Below are 19,406 nucleotides of genomic sequence, written 5' to 3' on the forward strand. Positions count from 1 at the left end.
AAGGTCAGAAGCTGGCGCACCTTGTCGAAGTGAACCGCGTAGCGGATGTAACGGCCGACCCGCGTGGCGTKGATGAGCCCCGCCCGATCCAGTTCCTTTAAATGAAATGACGCGCCTGTTGGCGTCGCTTCCACCGCATCGGCGATCTCTCCAGCAGGCAGGCCCGAGGGTCCCTCCCGCACCAGCAAGCGGAAGATGGCTAAGCGCTGGTCATGCGCCAGCGCGCCGAGGCAGGTGACGGCGTCTTTGCTGTTCATAAATCTATTCTACAAGGATTCTTGAAATATGCAATAATTGGGCGATGGTACGGTGACCGGGGGTCGGAGTTCAATCCGGGCCCAAACCATTAAGCCGATTGCCGCAGACTTTTACCCTCCGGCGCACCATGAATTTTGCGACAGGGCTTTTCCGCCCTCTGGATCGTCAGGCCGTCAGATGTTCGAACAGGATCGACGCGCCCAGCAGCACCAACGCGATTCCAGCGAGCGCTTCGGCGACGCGGCCCAGGCGCTCGCCAATCAGCCGACCTATCAACATGCCGCCAGACGACATCAAGAAGGTTGCAAGGCCGATGGCCACGGCAACGACGATGATGTTGACGTCTAGAAATGCCAGCGAGACGCCGACCGCCATGGCATCGAGGCTTGTACCAATAGCCGTCGCCAGAAGCACGGCTAAGGAACGGTCTGTGGCGGCGATATCCTCTTCCTTCTTACTAAGGGCCGAAAACAGCATGTGAACACCCACCGCCGCGAGCAACCCAAATGCGATCCAATGATCAATTGCTTCTACGAAGCCGCTGGCCGCGACACCTGCTGCCCAGCCGATGAGTGGGGTGATTGCCTCCACCACACCGAAGACCGCGCCCGTGCGCAGAGTCTCGGACAAATGTGGACGACCAATGGCGGCGCCGCGTCCAACGGAGACAGCAAAAGCGTCAATCGACATGCTGACTGCCAGCACAACGATGGCAAGTGGTGACATAGCGGGCACCCGAACGGACGAAGAGCCGGGCACGCATCACCTGTCCGATTAACGGTGACATGCACCACGGTCTTGCCTGGCCGATGCTCGGCTGAACGCGCCATGCGCTTCTGCGCAAGCTTGTTGACGCGCTCCCGTTTCTCAAACGGTGGCTACTCCCCGATGCGAAGGCGATAGCTGGCGAAGGAATTAAAGTCAACAATTACAGAGACTTGACCGCTTTTAATTGTCATTTGCAACTGGCAGAAAGCCCGATCGGCCAATTTGGAGCCTTCGCTGGCAGCGTTCGAACGAAAAGGCCCGCCCAGCGTCACCGCGCTGGCGGCCCATTTGTCTGGTTCCCGTGGATGTTGGCCGGCTGCGGCGCAAAGGATACGGTAGCCAACTCTCCCTATATAGGGTACACCCCTATGCTATGGGACACACGATCAAACAGAAAGCCAAACTCCAATCTCGCGTTCGCCGGCTTAAGGGCCAGCTTGAGGCTGTCGAACGAGCACTCGAAGCGGAACAACCTTGCGCGGAAGTTTTGAACCTAGTCGCATCTATACGCGGCGCCATCACCGGACTGACGGCTGAACTCATCGAAGATCACATTCGCGAACACGTCATCGCCGCAGCTGATACCCGGACCCGTTCAGCGGGCGCCGAGGAACTGATTGACGTCATAAGGACCTATTTCAAATGAGTGGCGTACACGAACAAATGGCTGGGCCCACAGGGCACTCCCACGTTTTCCTCGGCGACGATCACGAACGCAATGAGCGGCGAACCCGATTGGTCATCGCGTTGACCGTGACCATGATGGCCGGCGAGATCATCGCGGGCACGGTTTATGGGTCGATGGCGCTGGTGGCTGACGGTTGGCACATGGCCACTCACGCGTCGGCGATGCTGATTACCGCCTTTGCCTACTTTTATGCACGGCGCAACGCGCACAATCCGCGCTTCACGTTCGGCACGGGCAAAATGGGCGATCTTGCGGCGTTTGCCAGCGCAATCGTATTGGCGCTCATCGCGCTGATGATCGGGTGGCAAAGCCTTGTACGCCTCGAAAACCCTATCCCCATTCACTTCGCTGAAGCCATTGCGGTCGCGGTCCTCGGCCTCGTCGTCAATATCGCGAGCGCGTGGTTGCTGCGGGACGATCATGGTCATCACGGCCACGACCATCATCACGAGCATCACCACGACCACGATCACCACATTAAGGGGCGCGATCATAATCTACGCGCCGCCTATATCCACGTCATTGCCGACGCGCTGACCTCCGTACTTGCGATCATCGCACTGACGGCCGGAAGCCTCTACGGTTGGGTGTGGCTAGACCCCGCAATTGGCATCATCGGTGCGCTGGTCATCGCCAACTGGTCATGGGGTCTCATCCGCGATGCAGGTCGGATACTGCTGGATTACGTGCCGTCGAGCGAGGACCTCCCTGATGAGATCCGCGCTGCGGTGGAGACCGATAAGGATCGCATCACCGACCTGCACGTTTGGCAGCTCGGCCCGGGTCATCATGGAGCCATCGTTGCCATCGTATCCGATGCGCCGATATCGCCGTCCGGCTACCGGCAAAAGCTTGCCCACCTGCGGGAACTCTCCCACGTGACGATTGAGGTCGAACCGAAGAGAGCTGCTTAGCGCGAGCGCCATTATAACGGAGCGGAGCCGCCAAATTGCTGGCTCGCGCACGCCGAGTGCTCGTGGATCGGAGTTGACAACACGTCCCAGCCGCAGTGGAATAATCGTAAGGGGTCCCGCGACGTCCCCGTGAGGCGACAGCCCAAAGCTCGCGTCCGATCAACCTTCGTTATGAGGGGAAGGACGTGTCATGCCGTCACCCACAGAAATCACCGTTTCTCAACTTGCCCGCCTCGTCGGCCTGCCCAACAGTCCGCTGCTCGTCGACGTGCGGCCGGACGATGCTCTTGTCCATGATCCGCACCTTATACCGGGCTCTATTCCGCGACCGGAGGCTAAGACCGACCATTTGATCGCCGCTATCGGCAAAAGATCCGCCGTTGTCGTTTGTGCAGATGGCGGCGCCTTGAGCCAGGGCATCGCAGCTTGGCTGCGTCATGCTGGCGTCGTGGCTGAAACGCTCGAGGGCGGCTACGCCGCGTGGCAGAAGGCGGGCCAACCACTCGTCACCACCAAGAACTTGCCGCCGCGCGACGCTCAGGGACGCACCGTGTGGGTAACGCGTGCGCGCCCCAAGGTTGACCGCATCGCGTGCCCTTGGCTAATCCGGCGCTTCGTCGACCCAGAGGCAGTGTTTTTGTTCGTGGCGTCAAGTGAAGTGCTGGACGCTGCCAAGCGGTTCTCCGCCACGCCTTTCGATATTCCCGATGTGTTTTGGAGCCACCGCTGCGAGAGGTGTTCCTTCGACACGATGCTTGAGGAATTCGGACTCGCGATTCCGGCGCTCGACCGCGTTGCCACAATCGTGCGCGGGGCTGACACGGCAAGGCCAGACCTCGCGCCTGAAGCCGCCGGACTTTTGGCTGCGTCCTTGGGGTTTTCGCGCATGTACCGCGACGACCTCGAACAACTCACCGCCGCGATGGCGCTTTACGACGCGTTCTACCGCTGGGCCCGCGACGCCACCGAGGAAACTCACACATGGTCTGAGGCCACAGGAGCCAAGGCCTGATGGACAAGGTGGTTTCTGAACGCCCCGAAGCGGCATCCTCCCCGGATGTGAGCTTCAGAGAAGCCCTTTCGACGTTCGCGCGTATTGGCGTGCTGTCGTTCGGCGGCCCAACGGCGCAAATCGCCCTCATGCACAAGATCATCGTTGAGGAGAAGAAGTGGCTCGACGAGCAGCATTACCTCAATGCCCTGAGCTTCTGCATGTTGTTGCCGGGACCCGAAGCCATGCAGCTCGCGACTTACGTCGGCTGGCGGCTCCACGGTCTCAAAGGCGGCCTCACGGGGGGACTGCTGTTCGTGCTTCCGGGCGCCGCCGTGGTTCTGGCGTTGTCCATGATCTACGCCTACTTCGGCAATCTGCCTCTAGTCGATGCACTGTTCCTCGGCATCAAGGCGGCGGTGCTGGTCATCGTCGTCGAGGCATTGCTGCGGATCTCCAAACGCGCGCTGAAGCTCCCGGAGCACTGGCTGATTGCAGCGGTGTCCTTTGTCTCGATCTTTTTCCTGGCAGCGCCGTTTCCGCTGATCGTGTTTGCCGCTGCTCTCTTCGGCTACGTTCGCGCACAAGGGCAAGCGCAGCTGTATTCCATCTCCGTCGGGCCGGCGGACACCGCTAAGACCGTAGCCGTATGGGCGGTGGTGTGGTTTGCGCCATTGCTGGCGATCGCAGCATTCTTAGGCCGCGATCATGTGTTGTCTCAGCTCAGCGTCTTCTTTTCCAAGCTCGCCGTGGTGACATTCGGCGGTGCCTACGCGGTGCTCGCCTACATGGCGCAGGACGTGGTGACGCGTTACGGTTGGCTCGATGCCGGCGCGATGATGGACGGTCTCGGTCTCGCCGAGACAACTCCTGGTCCCTTGATTCTCGTGACCGAATTCGTCGGCTTTCTCACCGCATTCCGTCACGCGGGCGACCCCGCGTTGCTGCAAGGTTTGCTCGGCGCCTTCGTGGCGTTATGGGCGACCTTCACACCCTGCTTCCTCTGGATCTTTGCAGGCGCGCCTTACATCGTCTGGATGACGCATCAGCCGCGCCTCAAGGGCGCGCTCGCCGCCATCACTGCAGCGGTGGTTGGCGTCATCCTCAACCTCGCGATCTGGTTCGCGCTCCACGTCTTCTTTCACGACGTCAGCTTGCGCCACCTCGGGCCGGTTCAGCTATGGACGCCAACCTTGTCCTCCATCGATTGGCGGGTGGTCGCGTTGGCAAGCGTCTCCGCATACCCGCTGCTCCGCCGTCATTGGTCCATCGCCGCGACGCTGGCCATTGCTTCAGCAGGATCGCTGGCAATGCGGGCATTGGAACTCTGGTGAATCACGGGAAAGGGGGGCGTCAGTAAGACTCACGGGTTGCGACTGAACGGATTCCACGCCGTATTGCGATGCACGGTGAGGTATGGCAGGCTGGGTTCATGACGAAGCGGTTGTTCCAGCGCTGGTTTGCGGTTCTCGGCATGATCGCCATGCTGGGAGCGGTTATGGCCATGCCGCTTACAGCCACCTACGCCTTCGCCATGTCGGGCAAGTCGGAGACGTCGGCCAAGATGGCGATGACTGCCAAGGCCGATGCAATGCCTTGCCACAAGCCTATGAAGCATTGCCCGAGCTGTCCTCAAAAGGTCTGTCCGGAGATGGGCAGTTGTTTGGTCAAGTGTTTCCAAACACTGCAGCAGCCTGTCGCAGAAGCGTGGCTGCAGCGTGATGTCATCGACCAGCGTGTCATGCCTGCGCCGACGCGGGTTACGCCGGGTTCTCTGATCCCTCCTCTCCTTCGACCTCCGAGCGTCTGAACCAAGCCCCAAGAACGGGCGTAAGCGCGGTTGCGGCCAATGCCGCGGCCTCCTCATGCGTTGGCCATGGTGGCCCGCGCACGGTTCATGACATCTGGAGAAATCGAATATGCAGCGATCATCATCGCGCGCGGCCCTCGTAGCCGTTGCGTTGCTCACGGGTATGGCCGGTTCAGCACTTGCCGATGCCAAGGACTATGAATTCCAGCTCCTCGACAAGGAAGTAAAACAGGGTCAGGCCGTCATCTCGGTCAAGCTCGTGCACAAGCCCTCTGGCCGTTCCATCCCCGGCGCGGTGATCTTTGCCAAGCGCATCGACATGGGTCCTGAATCGATGGGAGAGATGACGGCGCCGTTAGAGGCGCAGCCGTCGACCGAGCCAGGCGTCTACCGTTTCAAGACCGAACTAACGATGGAAGGCCAATGGGCCTTATCGCTCGGCGCCAAAGTGCAGGGTGAGAGCGGGACGGTCGAGAGCAAACTTATCGTCAAGGCGCTGCCGTGAATCGCGGCGTGAGATACGTGGTCCCCGCCGCAGCCATTGTCGCTGCGGCGGGAGCCGGGCTGTTGGCGGGCCAGACGGGTCTGCTCCAGCTTCCATTGGGCACGCGATTGAACATCGCTACGTCGTCCAGCCCGGCAGCAACAGGCCGGATCATTTATTATCGCGATCCAGACGGCAAACAGCTCTTTTCGGATGTGCCGAAAAAAACTGAGACCGGCAAAGCCTATTTGCCGGTCCGTGAGGGTGAAGATGTGTCGTTTGACACCGCCGCTCGAGCCGAGCCCGCAGCTGCCGGCGGCGTGAAGAAAATCAAATTCTACCGCAACCCGATGGGGCTCCCCGACACATCGCCGACACCCAGAAAGGATCAGATGGGGATGGACTACATTCCCGTCTACGAGGGCGAAGACAGCGACGACAGCACAGTCAAGGTTTCGCCCGGTAAGATACAGCGCACCGGCGTCGAGACCACTTTCGTCGGAAAGCATCCTATCTCCCGCATCATCAAGGCGCCGGGCGTGGTGCAGATCGATGAAAGGCGCATTGTCGTCGTAGCACCGCGCTTTGATGGCTACGTGCAAAGCGTCGGGCCGGTGACGACCGGCACGCACGTGAAGAAAGGCGACGTACTCGCGAAAGTCTTTGGGCAGGAGGTGCTCAACGAAGCGGCCCGCTTGCTGATCGAGCGTGAGGACGAAACGTCCGTGCGCGGCGGTGTCAACGGACCTGTCGGAGTCATTGGAGCGACGCGACGCCTCCAAAACCTCGGCGTTCCCGAGGAATTCATGAAACAGGTGAAGAGCGAACGCAGCGTCCCCGATACCTTTGTTTATCGCGCGCCCATTGAGGGTGACGTGCTGGAACGGAATTGGAGCGATGGCCAAGGCTTCAAGGCCGGAGATGTCGGCTTTCGCATCGCCGACCACTCGGTCGTTTGGATGATGGCGGACGTGGCCGAGAGCGACATCGCCGCAGTCAAACCCGGAGAGAGGGTGAACGTTACCACGCGCGCTCATCCCGGCCGCACCTTCAATGGAACGGTTACGGTGGTCTATCCACACTTGATGAAAGAAACGCGCACGGTGCGGGTGCGCATCGAACTGCCCAACCCGGATATGGCGCTGTTGCCTGACATGTACGGCGACGTCGATATCGCTACCGGCTCGAAGGCCGACGTTGTGGCAATTCCCGCGAGCGCGGTGATCGACAGCGGCAGCCGTCAGATCGCGCTGGTCGACCTCGGTGATGGCCGTTACGACCCGCGTGAAGTCAAACTCGGCCGCGCCGGTGGCGGGTTTCGTGAGGTGCTGAGCGGCGTCTCGGAGGGCGACAAGGTCGTCGTCAACGGGAACTTCCTCATCGACGCGGAAAGTAATCTTCAGGCTGCACTAAAAGGCTTCTCGGCTCCCTCGACGACGGGGACCGGCCAATGATCGCCCGCCTCATCGCCTGGTCCGCTAAAAATTTGATGCTGGTGTTCATCGCCACCGCATTTGCGGTAGTGGCGGGAGTGTGGGCAGTGCGGACTCTTCCGCTCGACGCCATCCCCGACCTCTCTGATACTCAAGTCATCGTCTACACCGAATTCCCGGGTCAAGCGCCGCAGGTCGTCGAGGATCAGGTCACCTATCCGCTCACCACCGCCATGCTGACAGTGCCGCGCTCTAAGGTGGTGCGGGGCTTTTCTTTCTTCGGCGTATCCTTCGTCTACGTCATCTTCCAGGATGGCACAGACATCTATTGGGCGCGCTCCCGCGTACTAGAGTATCTCAACGCCGCCGCTAAGCGCTTACCGGTGGGCGTCACTCCGACGCTCGGCCCCGACGCCAGTGGTGTGGGCTGGGTTTACCAGTATGCGCTCCAATCCAAGAACAAGTCTCTCGCCGACCTCCGTTCGATGCAGGACTGGGAAGTGCGCTTTGGTCTTTCCAAAGCCGAGGGCGTCGCCGAGATCGCGAGCGTCGGCGGTTTCGTCAAACAATACAGTGTGGTGATCGATCCGAGCCGGCTCCGCAGTTTCAACATTTCCCTAAAGACCGTGCGCGACGCCATCCGCAACAACAACATGGACGTGGGCGGGCGCACCCTGGAACTGGCCGAGCACGAGTTCATGGTGCGCGGTCGCGGTTACCTCAAGGGCGTTCAGGACCTGGAGAACATCGTCGTCAAAGCCGACGGCGGCACGCCCGTTCTGTTGAAAGACGTCGCGAATGTCGAGATCGCCGGCGACGAACGACGCGGCATTGCCGAACTCAATGGCGAGGGCGAAGTGGCAAGTGGCATTGCCCTGCAACGCTACGGTGCCAATGCGCTCACCGTCATCGACAACGTCAAGGCGCGGATGAAAGAGATTACTCCATCGCTACCAGCGGGCACAGAAGTGGTGCCGGTCTATGACCGTTCGGAACTGATCCACCACGCTATCGAGACCTTGAAACACACGCTTGTCGAAGAAAGTCTCGTGGTCGCCGCTGTGTGCTTCATCTTCCTGCTGCACTTCCGCAGCGCACTGGTCGCCATCTTGATGCTGCCTGTCGGCATCCTGATGGCCTTCACGGCCATGCGGTTGCTCGGCATAGGCTCCAACATCATGAGTCTCGGCGGCATCGCCATCGCCATCGGCGCGATGATCGACGCGGCGATCGTCATGATCGAGAACGCGCACAAGCATCTGGAGCGGGCACCGAAGGACAAGCCGCGTCTTGAAATCTTGATCGAGGCGGCATCCGAAGTCGGTCCGGCATTGTTCTTCTCGTTGCTGATCATAACTGTGTCGTTCCTGCCGATCTTCACGCTCGAAGCTCAGGAGGGTCGTCTCTTCGGACCGTTGGCTTTCACCAAGACGTTCGCGATGGCCTCAGCCGCGCTGTTGTCCGTGACTCTGGTGCCGGCCCTGATGGTTATCTTCGTACGCGGCCAGATCATTCCCGAAGAGAAGAATCCAATTAACCGCGCGCTGATCGCCATTTACCGCCCGATCATCGAGGGTGTGCTCAAGGCAAAGACGCTGACCATCGTACTCGCCGCCATCATCCTTGCGGTGTCGATATGGCCGGTGACCAAGGTCGGCAGCGAGTTCATGCCCAACCTCAACGAAGGCACGCTGCTCTACATGCCGACCACGCTGCCAGGGCTTTCCATCACCAAGTCGGCGGAGCTGCTGCAAACTCAGGACCGCATCATCAAGTCGTTCCCCGAGGTGGCCTCGGTTTACGGCAAGGCCGGTCGCGCGCAGACCGCGACCGATCCGGCGCCCACGGAGATGTTCGAGACCATCATCAACCTCAAGCCCAAGGAGGAGTGGCGCCCCGGCGTCACCACCGACAGCCTGGTGACGGAGATGGACAAGGCCTTGCAGTTCCCGGGTGTCTCCAACGCCTGGACGATGCCGATCAAGGCGCGCATCGACATGTTGTCCACCGGCATCCGCACCCCGGTCGGCGTCAAGGTCATCGGCAACAATCTTGCCGATATCGATGGCGTTGCCCGGCAGGTGGAATCCGTCGTGAAATCGGTGCCGGGGACATCGAGCGCCTATGCCGAACGCGTCTTGGGCGGCTACTACCTGGAGATCGTTCCTAACCGCGAACGGCTGGCCCGCTACGGCCTGATGGTCTCGGACGTACAGGACGTCATCTCGATGGCACTCGGAGCCGAGCCCATCACGACAACGGTCGAGGGACGCGAGCGCTACACGGTGGCCGTGCGCTATCCGCGCGACCTCCGATCTGACCCGCAGACCATCGCCAGGGATGTCGTGGTGTCTTTGCCCAGCGGCGCCGGCACCGTGCCGTTGGGCGAAGTCGCCGACGTCAAGCTCACGCAGGGCCCGACGACCATCCGCACCGAAAACGCCAAGCTCGCTACCTACGTCTACGTCGACATCCGCGACCGCGACCTCGGCGGCTATATCGCCGACGCCAAGCAGGCCGTGGAAACGCATGTGAAGATGCCTATCGGTACCTACCTCGTGTGGTCCGGGCAGTTCGAGTACCTCGAACGCGCCGAGGCCCGCCTGCAGATGGTCGTGCCCGTCACCCTGATGATCATCTTCCTGCTGCTCTACCTCAACTTCCAGCGACTCACGGAGACGCTGATCGTGATGTTGTCGCTGCCGTTCGCGCTGGTGGGCGGCTTTTGGCTGATGTGGTGGCTTGGCTTCAATCTGTCGGTCGCGGTGGCCGTCGGCTTCATCGCGCTCGCTGGCGTCGCTGCCGAGACCGGCGTGGTGATGCTGATCTATCTCGACAACGCCAAGCGCGAGATCCAGGCCGAGTGTTTGCTCCAGAGGCGACCTTTCACTCGGGAAGACCTCCACCATGCCATCATGGTGGGCGCGGTGGAGCGCGTCAGACCGAAGATGATGACGGTGGTTGCGATTATGGCAGGCCTGCTGCCGATCCTCTGGAGTACGGGCGCCGGCTCCGAGGTGATGCAACGCATCGCCGTGCCGATGATCGGCGGCATGGTCTCGTCAACGCTCCTGACGCTGATCGTAATTCCTGTGATCTATGCGCTGCCGGAGGGCTGGCGACTTCCTCAGAGGGATCTGTTGGGCTGCCCTCAACATGAGAACGCGTGGCAGAACTGATCGACACGGGAGCTGATGAACGCCATATCAGACGAGCACGCCGACGCAACGCTGAGCGCCGCGCCACGCTGCTGCAGGCGTTGTCGGACAGCTTCGGCAAGGCCGTGACAGTCGAAGGCTCGGATGCGGGCCTGCATGTGGTCGTTTGGTTCAATGGCGTGTCGTCGGACCAGGAGGCGCGGCTCGCAGAGGCGGCGCAAGAAGCCGGTGTGGGCATCTATCCGATATCGCCCCTATACTCAGGCGCAAAACGACGTAAGCAGCGCGGGCTTGCTGGTTTCGTCGTAGGTTACGCGGCCCTTGATGGGCGCGCGATCCGGCGTGGTGTAACGCTCCTGGCCGAGGCGTTTCCTAAACGGCGGTGATTTTGTCGTCTGCTTTTGACCCTCAGCGGCACTTGGTGCCAGCCATTTGGCAAACAAGGCGGCTAGCGTTTACAGCGGCAATTCAGAAGACAACTTGATCTTCTGCATCGGCACTTCAGTCTTGAGGCTCTGGACGCCTTTGATGCGCGTCAGATGGTCCATTTGAAATCGACGATAGGAGTCGAGATCAGCGGCCACCACACGAAGCAGGAAGTCACAGTCGCCGGCCATCAGATGGCATTCGACAATTTGCGGCAGCCGCGCCACAGCCTTCGTGAATCGATCGACGGTCTCCGAATCCTGCCCCGTGAGCCACACGCGCGCAAATAGGGTCAGACCCATTCCGATTTTGGACGCGTCAAGCAGGGCAACATAGCGCTCTATCACTCCCTCTTCCTCAAGTATGCGCACGCGTCGCAAGCACGGCGACGGCGACAACCCCACCTCCTCGGCGAGTTCGACGTTTGTCATCCGGCTGTTGCGCTGAAGAGCCCGCAGGATGCGGCGGTCGATATCATCAAGCTTGATTGGCATGTTGCGTCTCGAATAGCAATTTCCGTAGTTGTCTATGCCAAGAAGTATGGCTCTACGGGATTATTCGCAAGATAATTTCGAGAGACGGGGTTCATAATGCCAATAATTCAAGGAAAATGAGATAAACTCATGAGCACGCTGGAATCCCGTGTCCACGAAACGCGACATCCGCAAACCCGCGTTGAGGTTCTGCGGGGCCTAAGAGCAGCATTGCCGATCATGATCGGTTTTGTGCCATTCGCGTTGGTTCTCGGCGCGCAAGCCTCCCAGAAGGGGCTGAGCTTTGTGGAAGTGCCACTGATGACCGGACTGAATTTCGGTGGCGGCTCCGAGCTCGCGGCCATCGAGCTTTGGACATCGCCCCCACACGTGCTCCTGATCGCGGCGATCACGTTTCTCATCAACAGCCGCCATCTTCTCATGGGTGCGGCTTTGGCTCCGCTTATTCAGCATCTGCCGAAGCGCCAAGCGTTGCCCGCTCTATTTTTCATGTGCGACGAAAGCTGGGCGATGGCATTGGCCGATGCGCGCAAACGGAAAGCGCTCGACGCGCGCCATGCCTTCAGTCTGCCTTACTACTTGGGCGTTTCGGCGGGGCTCTATCTGACCTGGGTAATCTTCACCACGATTGGTGCGGCGGTCGGACCGATGATTGGTAATGTCCAAACCTATGGGTTCGACATGGCGTTTCCGGCCGTCTTTCTCGTCTTACTCAAGGGGATGTGGAAAGACGTGCGCACCGCGCGTCCTTGGCTTGTTAGCCTCGTCGTTGCGGGATTGACGTACCTCACTGTGCCGGGCGCCTGGTACGTCGCAGCTGGCGCGCTCTCTGGAGTTCTTTCGGCATTTCTGTTGGCCGATAACAAATGATCAATTCCACCACGCTCTTGACCATCCTCCTGATGGCGTCCGTGACGTATGTGACGCGTGTCGCGGGCTACTTGGCATTGCGCAACCGCGTGATGAGTGCACGCGTCGTCGAGGTTATGGAGGCTGCCCCTGGCTGCGTCCTGATCTCGGTCATCGCGCCTGATTTTGTGTCGGACCGTCCGGCAGATCTCGTCGCGCTCGGAATCACCCTCGCCGCCGCAACACGGCTGACTATCCTCCCAACCGTTATCATTGGCGTCGCTTCGGCAGGACTACTGCGTTACCTCATTCAGTGACGCTATGGTCCGCGTTCCGATGTCGGATAGACTGACTGCTCCTGACCCAAAGCTGGCGCTTACTTCAAAGGGTCGCTTGGTCTGATTTCAAAATGGTGAGCGGACACGCGAATTGTGGATGAGCCGATCTGCGCGGTCGTGCAAACGATTTAAAGTGGATTCTACCTCCATGCGGGCGGCTTCGAGTTCACTGGTGTCTGCGCGCCGCGCGACGTGAATCGCAGGCGACCACAGAATTGCTCCGCGGCCGAACGGAAGCACGATTTGCGTCCGATCCCAGTTTCCGAGCTCGAAGTGATGACGCGTCGCGGCAGCAAAGCAGTAGATCGGTGCGCCGGAGATTTGCGCGAGTTTGACGGGACCAAGCCCGGCAATGCGCGCGATTTTAGGAATTTCCGCCGTCATGAGGACCGCTCTTTTGTCGTCGAGGTGCGAAATCATCGAGCGGAATGCCGGTACGCCTCGTTTCTTCCGGATCTTTGATGGTATGCGGGTGCCGGAACCTCTGATGATCTTGTATCCCGCGCCCTCGGCGACGGCGCCAATGAGTTCGCCGTCGCGATGTGGGGAAACGAGCAGAGAGCACCTCGTGTGCAGGCGAAGCGCGGCATGCCCCAGGAACTGTCGTCCGTGCCAGGTCAGTGCTATAAACCCCTCACCGGAACTCCAGGGCGGGCTTGAACCATCATCGACGGCCCATCGGGTCGTTTTCTCCACGAGCCCGAGGTACCATCTCAAGCTTGTCGCCATCAGGCTGCGACGGCTGGATTCAACTCTGTCTTGCCACATCGTGCTATGGTTTCTCGATGACCTGTTTGTCGCGAGCCCCGAGGCGTTCCGTGGGTCGTGCTCGCTCGATAAATGAACTCACTTTGGCCGGGGGGACTGCCTCGGCCGCTTCCGGAGGCGCCTTCAGCCATTTCGGGTCGCGAAATCCTTCGGCGTAGCCGACGTCGAACAGAGCCCGCATGTACTTCAAGTCGAAAGGCTCAGTGCTCTGCTCTGAAAAGCTCGGAGGAATCGCTGCCAAGTTGAAGTCGGCCCCATCCCGCTTTGAGAGGTAATAGAGCCGCATCAAGTCACCCGCTCCCTGACTTTTTATCAACGTGCTGAGCGAACGCTCTGCGATGGCAAAGGTCGTAGCCTCGGTTGGCTTCCATTCCGGAACGAGTTTGTTGTTTTCGACGATATAGAAGCGGTTGCGCGGCGGCGCGCTATGCAGCGGATCGAGCTGCCGGAGCGAAAACTGAAGCGGTGTGATGAAGACCTTCTGCGTCGTACCGCCATCAACATGCATTTCTTCGTGCATCTCTCCTCCAGCTTCCACATCGATGTGCACCGGGGGAAACAGTCCAGGTATCGCTGCCGAAGCGAGAATGACCTGGCGAAAGAGCTCGACCGCGCGTGGGTTGCGACTGACCGCTATTTCGCCCATGTTCCAAACGACCGGCCGCTGGGCGTCGAGGTTTGTCGTGCCGATCAGAAGAATGCGGCCTTTGCGATATTCCGCAGCGATCGCATCGAGGAAATCCCGGTCGACGTATTTTGCGATGAGCCAGGCCAGGGGTTGCGTGTCGGCCAAAGCAGGCCCGCCAATCAAACCCGAAAATGGTTGCTTAACTATGATGTCGTCGGTGCCGTAGCGCGTCCAAATCTCCCTCAGCTGCGGATCGTGCGAAGAACCGAGAAACGCGAACGGCGCTATAAGAGCACCAGCGCTTACTCCGGTGACGACCTCGAAACGCGGCCGACGGCCCGTCTTCGTCCAGCCAACAAGCAAGCCGGCAGCAAACGCACCGTCAGTCCCGCCGCTCGACAAAGCAAGATAGTTGACCACGGGGCGCCCGCCCGTTCCGGGCGCCTCTGCGAGCCGCGGCAGGTGTGGCATTCTGAGGTGGATCTGCGCTTCGGCATCTTCAGGAACCTCGTCGCCCCAATAGCGGACGTTTCCGAGATCTGGCACCCGAGCTTTAAGGGTGAGAGACTGAGGCACAGGATTACGGGGCATCGTCATCGAGCAACCGCTACAGACGGCTGCAAGAAAGAATAAGATACCGGCCGAGACAAATCGCGTGGCGATCACGTTTCCAGCGACATGCAAAGAAACGCGGATCGTCGATCGTGTTGCGGAGAGGCTCTTGCAGACAAAGTTCGGATGGTGCCTGAGAGCGAAGCGACAGGAAGACATTTTGCGCTACCGTTATCGTTTTAGCGCGGTTCGGTGACTTGATCGGAGACCTGCGCGGTTGCACTCGCGCCGTCGTCTGTCCATTCCGGCGGCAATCCAATCCCGTTTCCGAAGATTCGTGCGAGTCCCGGGTCACGACCGAAGGCATCGCATGCCGCGTATTTCGGCGCACCGCCGAAGCTTGCCCCGATGGCGGACATCGATGGGAGGGACGGCATGGTATTGAAGGGGCTCGCGCCCGTGACAATCAGGGTGCTGAAATCGGCGCCGTATTCCTTCGCGAGATCATACGCATCACCAACCTTTGAAGCCTTCGGTGAACTCGTGATGGCGTTGGCATCACGCGCCCAAAGCATCGCGGCCTCCTGAGCGCCGTTTTGATTGAGCGCTTCGGCCTCGATCGACAAGCCTCCAAGGCCGACCGGAATGCGCGGCACGGGGACCATGGCGCCAAAAGCAGCGGGCGCTAGCTGCGCAACTTTAGAGGCACCGGCGATATTCTCATCCGTGAGATCGATGCGGGTGATCACGGAATGGACCGTTATGTCTGCGGGTTCCGAGAGCGGGACGACGTGCAGCCGCTCGCTCAAGCCAATGCACAGCGCCCTGTCGGCCACATTGGCGACGAGTTTGCGTTGCCGCTCGGGTAAGTTCAACTTCAAGGCTTCGCCGGAGAACACCGTCGGTGCGATTCGCACGGTCTTCGCAGCTAGGACATTCGCTTTGTTCACGTGAAGCCGCGACTGCGTTAAAAGGCCGTTGGCAGGCGCCAAATTGTCGTACGACGCGAGCGATCCGGTAGGCTCTAGTCGCGGTGCTCCGCACCCGACCAATGCGAGGAGAGGAATGATCGTGCAGAGGAGCCGAAAGAGATGACGGGGACGAGCTTGGTGTGCTGCGAGCGCACGCCTAGAGAGAGGAGGACGTTCAAGCGTGTGCGCGTGTGCTTCCACTTGGCTAAAAGCCAAACTTATTCTACTCCGCATGGAGCTATCCCCCCGAATGGCCAGGTGCGTGGCGTGTTCGAATAATTAGATAGATAGTTCTATCTAATTAATGGGAAGTTTCTTTGCTGGTCAACTGTGATGAAATAATGACCCACACATACGGACGAGCGCATGGCACGGACCCTTGACGTCAACAAACACCAACAAAAGTCGCAGCAGATACTGGAAGCGGCCTGGCGATGCTTCGTTCGTGATGGCTTCAGGGGAGCGAGCACGACCGACATTTGTCGGGAGGCGAAGATCAGCCCGGGTCACCTCTATCATTACTTCCCGAGCAAGGAGGCGATCGTCGAGGCGTTGATCGAGGACAAATTGCAGAGCATCGCCTCGACGTTTGCCGCCATCGGTCAAGAGGACGACATCCTTGAAGCTCTTCTTTCGAGGATTCACGAGGGCTTCGCCAAGTCTTATCGACCGAGCGTGCTTTTCAACGTCGAGATGCTGGCAGAAGCCAGCCGCAATGCGTCGATTGCACGAATTCTTGAACGCTATACGCAACGCATGCGCGATCTCTTGGCTGATCGCCTCCGTGAAGGCCAAAAGCGTGGCCAGGTTAATCAACGGATTGACCCGACCGTCGCCGCGACGCTCCTGCTCGGGCTCGCTGATGGGGTGAGAGGTATGTCGATCAAAGATTCATCGCTCGACGCGGCCAAGACTGCCGAACTCGTGAAAGTGGTGATTACGCGTTTGGTGGCTCCTGATAAGGATGCGGCTCGAGACCGATCGAAAAGGTCCGTCCAAAATGTTCGTTGATGACGGCGGCGCCGCGACGTCTCCGTTTCTGGCCCATCGCGTTGAGCAACTGCTGAACACGATCCAACATGTCTCGCTCGATAACCCGGAGCGAGCCGATGCTGAATTCGGCGTGCAAGCCATGTACCGTCTCATCGTGTGACGGCGTTCGGAAAAGTTTGAAAGCCGGCTTTTGTTCTTCGGGCTGACGCGCGACTTCGGCGCTTGAATCTTTGATTTTGGTGTAGATCAATATCAGCGATCGACATTTGCTTGCTCGAGGATAGGCGGCGTCCCAACCGATGCCCCCCCCTGCACCCGAAGCCCCGCAGCCGCGAGTTGATCCCTCTGACGGCCGGCTCTATTCCGCCACCGGCCGTGTACCGAAAAAATTCCTCGACACGCAAGAGATGCGTGCAGACCTTTGAGCGAACAATTCAATGAAGGGGGCGAAAACGGATATCCGATTCCGGTTTATGTCAACGTCAATTGCTTGCCTGCAATGTGAGCAGAATAGCGAATGCAGTGAGATGATCTGTCCAATTGCTCGGTCACACCAAAAACTATTTATGTTGGGCGGAATAACCCAGTGGAACTGGGGATTTATACATTTTCGGCATATCGAATTCTCAGATGAATTCCAAAATGTTAGATAAGTGGCTGTCTCCTCGTTGGCACAAGCAAGCCAGAAGAAGAAGAAGGCGAATAAGAAAAGGAGAGGCCCTGGCACGAACTTTCGGAAAGAGATCTGCCGTTTTTGACCCTCATTCCCCACTCCGCTTCATCGGGGATGATCATTCAAGTAATGGTTTGTCGCGCGCCTACAAATACGAAATTGCTAAGTGGACTAACATATATCAATCGACGCCTCCCCCGAATAGAGCGGTACAAACTCTTATATTGGCGCAGCCGTGGGATTATCCTCGTCTTCTTGCCGAGCCTCCCGAATGGTTTCGTGACGCTTACAGGATAGGCTTATGGGTTTGGGAGCTTGATCAGTTTCCATCGGATTGGCGATTTGCTTTGGACATCGTCCACGAGATTTGGACGCCGTCCACGTTCAGTGCGACTGCCCTGCGCCATGGAACTGATTTGCCGATTAGAGTGGTTCCTCATGCCGTCGTCAACTCGACGAAATCACCGCTTCCACGGTCTCAGTTCGGCGTACGCGACGATCAATTCCTGGGCATGGCGATCATGGATCTTGCCGCTTGCCCGGATCGCAAAAACCCGGTGGCACACGCGCGCGCCTGGGCTCGCGCTTTTGGTAACGACTCTGACGTGCACCTCCTGATGAAGGTGCGCTTTAAAAAAGCCACCGAATTCGCTCGCAACGCTCTAGTGAAAGAAATTTCAGGCGCAAAGAATATTACACTCATTGAAGAGGATTTCACAGACTCCGACATGTCCGGCTTTCAGCGCATGGCCGACGTCTACCTATCATTGCACCGCGCCGAGGGATATGGTCTCAATATACATGAGATGCTGGAACTGGGGATACCGACGATCGCCACGGGGTGGTCTGGCAATATGGATTTTATGCCTAAGTATCCAATTGCTTTCCCCGTCCCCTTCACCATGGTCCCCTGCAAAGATCGGACTTTCGCATATGTAGGCGAAAATTTGTCTTGGGCGGAGCCCGACATAAATGTGGCGTCGGAGTTCTTGAGAGAGATTCAAAACAATTGGCGGAACAATAAATAGGGCAATGCATAAATTATTCCCAATCAAACCACGCAACGAGAAGCTCAACTGAATAAATCAAATAAATATTTCCAAGTTCAAATTATTGGCCTTTATCAGTTTCTGACGCGCCATATCCGCCATCACCATATCTTTTACCAATTCTGGGAATTGGCGTTCGTGACGCCACCCAAGACGATTGAGAGCCTTGCGAGGATCCCCCAGCAGCAAGTCCACTTCGGTGGGGCGAAAGAAGGAGGGATCAATTTTCACAACAATCTCACCACTGAGCGCATCCCTTCCGATCTCATTAGTGGCCGATCCGGACCATTCAATTTTCACGCCGATGGCATCAAATGCTAAATCGACAAATTCGCGAACGCTATGTACTTCCCCAGTGGCCAAAACATAATCATCGGGCTCCGCCTGCTGCACAATGAGATGCATGCCTCGAACATAATCTCGTGCATCGCCCCAATCCCGTTTAGCGTCAAGATTGCCGAGGAATAGAATACTCCGTTCCCCGAGAGCCCAACGGGCCGCCGCCTTTGAAATCTTGCGAGTTACAAAAATCTCGCCTCGCAATTCTCCCTCGTGATTGAACAAAATACCGTTTGAGGCATGCATTCCGTAGGCCTCGCGATAATTTACGGTGATCCAGTATCCGTAAAGCTTCGCAACCCCGTAGGGACTCCTCGGATAGAACGGCGTTCGTTCTGATTGAGGGGTTTCCACGACTTTGCCGTAGAGTTCCGAGGTCGAAGCTTGATAAAATCGCGTTTTTGAAGCGAGACCATTTTGTCGAATGGCCTCGAGCAACCGCAGGGCTCCCACGCCGTCGGCGTTCGCCGTATACTCAGGCGTTTCAAAGGAAACGAGGACATGACTCTGCGCTGCGAGATTATAAAGTTCGTCAGGCGCGACATGTCCGATGACGCGATTGAGCGAGCCAGCGTCAATTAAATCGCCATAGTTGAGTCGAAGTTGCCCGGAGTTCAATTCGTCACCGCAAATGCGTGAAAGGCGATGAATGTTCGGCGAACTGGCGCGCCGGACCAACCCATGCACTTCATACTGAAGATCGAGAAGGTAACGTGCGAGCCAAGCCCCGTCCTGGCCGGTGATGCCTGTAATAAGTGCAGTCTTCATCATTTCCCCGATAACGATGCTTGTCGCTCAACCCATATTCGGCGCAGAGCCGGC

At 58.7% G+C, this 19,406-nt stretch carries 21 protein-coding genes and 1 riboswitch; of the genes, 14 read left to right on the plus strand and 7 right to left on the minus strand.

Annotated features, from left to right (window positions below; genetic code table 11):
• A partial coding sequence (locus AB4Z24_RS00005) for an ArsR/SmtB family transcription factor (protein ID WP_441704859.1) occupies positions 1-257 on the minus strand: 257 nt, incomplete at its 3' end.
• Positions 258-423: 166 nt separating this feature from the next.
• A complete protein-coding gene (locus AB4Z24_RS00010; RefSeq protein WP_441704860.1) occupies positions 424-984 on the minus strand; it encodes a manganese efflux pump MntP in 561 nt (186 codons plus the stop codon).
• A gap of 4 nt (positions 985-988) precedes the next feature.
• Positions 989-1,157, minus strand: a riboswitch (yybP-ykoY riboswitch).
• Between the two features lie 242 nt (positions 1,158-1,399).
• Between AB4Z24_RS00010 and AB4Z24_RS00015 the strand changes: the two genes are divergently transcribed.
• From AB4Z24_RS00015 to AB4Z24_RS00055, 9 genes are all read left to right on the plus strand, one after another.
• Positions 1,400-1,672 (plus strand): metal/formaldehyde-sensitive transcriptional repressor, encoded by a 273-nt coding sequence (locus tag AB4Z24_RS00015; protein WP_441704862.1) that lies wholly within the window; start codon positions 1,400-1,402, stop codon positions 1,670-1,672.
• 17 nt (positions 1,673-1,689) lie between these two features.
• Complete coding sequence (dmeF, locus tag AB4Z24_RS00020) at positions 1,690-2,628, plus strand: CDF family Co(II)/Ni(II) efflux transporter DmeF (RefSeq protein WP_441704864.1); 939 nt, start codon at positions 1,690-1,692, stop codon at positions 2,626-2,628.
• Positions 2,629-2,818: 190 nt separating this feature from the next.
• Positions 2,819-3,640 carry a chromate resistance protein ChrB domain-containing protein gene (locus AB4Z24_RS00025; protein WP_441704866.1) on the plus strand — a complete coding sequence of 274 codons (822 nt, stop codon included), beginning with the start codon at positions 2,819-2,821 and terminating at the stop codon, positions 3,638-3,640.
• Positions 3,640-4,953: a chromate efflux transporter gene (gene chrA / locus AB4Z24_RS00030; protein ID WP_441704867.1), complete on the plus strand. Its 1,314-nt coding sequence runs from the start codon at positions 3,640-3,642 to the stop codon at positions 4,951-4,953. Before AB4Z24_RS00025 ends, chrA begins: the two co-directional genes overlap by 1 nt.
• A gap of 98 nt (positions 4,954-5,051) precedes the next feature.
• A complete protein-coding gene (locus AB4Z24_RS00035; RefSeq protein WP_441704869.1) occupies positions 5,052-5,429 on the plus strand; it encodes a hypothetical protein in 378 nt (125 codons plus the stop codon).
• 109 nt (positions 5,430-5,538) lie between these two features.
• On the plus strand, positions 5,539-5,934 hold the full coding sequence (locus AB4Z24_RS00040; protein ID WP_441704870.1) for a FixH family protein: 396 nt from the start codon (positions 5,539-5,541) through the stop codon (positions 5,932-5,934).
• Positions 5,935-5,942: 8 nt separating this feature from the next.
• A complete protein-coding gene (locus AB4Z24_RS00045) occupies positions 5,943-7,367 on the plus strand; it encodes an efflux RND transporter periplasmic adaptor subunit (RefSeq protein WP_441704872.1) in 1,425 nt (474 codons plus the stop codon).
• Positions 7,364-10,525, plus strand: coding sequence for an efflux RND transporter permease subunit (locus AB4Z24_RS00050; protein WP_441704874.1), 3,162 nt, complete (start codon positions 7,364-7,366; stop codon positions 10,523-10,525). The genes AB4Z24_RS00045 and AB4Z24_RS00050 overlap by 4 nt, the downstream gene beginning before the upstream one ends.
• Positions 10,513-10,890 carry a hypothetical protein gene (locus tag AB4Z24_RS00055; RefSeq protein WP_441704875.1) on the plus strand — a complete coding sequence of 126 codons (378 nt, stop codon included), beginning with the start codon at positions 10,513-10,515 and terminating at the stop codon, positions 10,888-10,890. Before AB4Z24_RS00050 ends, AB4Z24_RS00055 begins: the two co-directional genes overlap by 13 nt.
• A gap of 69 nt (positions 10,891-10,959) precedes the next feature.
• On the opposite strand, the gene AB4Z24_RS00060 is transcribed toward AB4Z24_RS00055, so the two are convergent.
• A complete protein-coding gene (locus AB4Z24_RS00060; protein ID WP_441704877.1) occupies positions 10,960-11,424 on the minus strand; it encodes an Lrp/AsnC family transcriptional regulator in 465 nt (154 codons plus the stop codon).
• 129 nt (positions 11,425-11,553) lie between these two features.
• Here AB4Z24_RS00060 and AB4Z24_RS00065 point away from each other — a divergent pair, with 129 nt between their 5' ends.
• Positions 11,554-12,294: an AzlC family ABC transporter permease gene (locus AB4Z24_RS00065; protein WP_441704879.1), complete on the plus strand. Its 741-nt coding sequence runs from the start codon at positions 11,554-11,556 to the stop codon at positions 12,292-12,294.
• Complete coding sequence (locus AB4Z24_RS00070; protein WP_441704880.1) at positions 12,291-12,590, plus strand: AzlD family protein; 300 nt, start codon at positions 12,291-12,293, stop codon at positions 12,588-12,590. The genes AB4Z24_RS00065 and AB4Z24_RS00070 overlap by 4 nt, the downstream gene beginning before the upstream one ends.
• Before the next feature lie 87 nt (positions 12,591-12,677).
• Here the strand turns inward: AB4Z24_RS00070 and AB4Z24_RS00075 are convergent, their stop codons facing one another.
• The 3 genes from AB4Z24_RS00075 to AB4Z24_RS00085 form a co-directional block, all read right to left on the minus strand.
• Positions 12,678-13,379, minus strand: a complete 702-nt coding sequence (locus AB4Z24_RS00075) for a lysophospholipid acyltransferase family protein (RefSeq protein WP_441704882.1) — start codon at positions 13,377-13,379, stop codon at positions 12,678-12,680.
• A 4-nt stretch (positions 13,380-13,383) separates the two neighbouring features.
• Positions 13,384-14,604, minus strand: coding sequence for a patatin-like phospholipase family protein (locus AB4Z24_RS00080; RefSeq protein WP_441704884.1), 1,221 nt, complete (start codon positions 14,602-14,604; stop codon positions 13,384-13,386).
• 194 nt (positions 14,605-14,798) lie between these two features.
• Positions 14,799-15,764: a DUF3313 domain-containing protein gene (locus AB4Z24_RS00085; protein ID WP_441704885.1), complete on the minus strand. Its 966-nt coding sequence runs from the start codon at positions 15,762-15,764 to the stop codon at positions 14,799-14,801.
• Between the two features lie 132 nt (positions 15,765-15,896).
• Here AB4Z24_RS00085 and AB4Z24_RS00090 point away from each other — a divergent pair, with 132 nt between their 5' ends.
• The 3 genes from AB4Z24_RS00090 to AB4Z24_RS00100 all read left to right on the plus strand — a co-directional run bounded on the left by AB4Z24_RS00090 (position 15,897) and on the right by AB4Z24_RS00100 (position 18,224).
• Positions 15,897-16,541: a TetR/AcrR family transcriptional regulator gene (locus AB4Z24_RS00090; protein ID WP_441704887.1), complete on the plus strand. Its 645-nt coding sequence runs from the start codon at positions 15,897-15,899 to the stop codon at positions 16,539-16,541.
• A complete protein-coding gene (locus tag AB4Z24_RS00095) occupies positions 16,531-16,683 on the plus strand; it encodes a hypothetical protein (protein WP_441704888.1) in 153 nt (50 codons plus the stop codon). The genes AB4Z24_RS00090 and AB4Z24_RS00095 overlap by 11 nt, the downstream gene beginning before the upstream one ends.
• 470 nt (positions 16,684-17,153) lie before the next feature.
• Positions 17,154-18,224, plus strand: coding sequence for a glycosyltransferase (locus tag AB4Z24_RS00100; RefSeq protein ID WP_441704889.1), 1,071 nt, complete (start codon positions 17,154-17,156; stop codon positions 18,222-18,224).
• 57 nt (positions 18,225-18,281) lie between these two features.
• Here the strand turns inward: AB4Z24_RS00100 and gmd are convergent, their stop codons facing one another.
• Complete coding sequence (gene gmd, locus AB4Z24_RS00105) at positions 18,282-19,352, minus strand: GDP-mannose 4,6-dehydratase (protein ID WP_441704891.1); 1,071 nt, start codon at positions 19,350-19,352, stop codon at positions 18,282-18,284.
• Between the last annotated feature and the right edge of the window lie 54 nt (positions 19,353-19,406).

The sequence above is a fragment of the Hyphomicrobium sp. 2TAF46 genome (assembly GCF_052114865.1).
Lineage (GTDB): Bacteria > Pseudomonadota > Alphaproteobacteria > Rhizobiales > Hyphomicrobiaceae > Hyphomicrobium_B.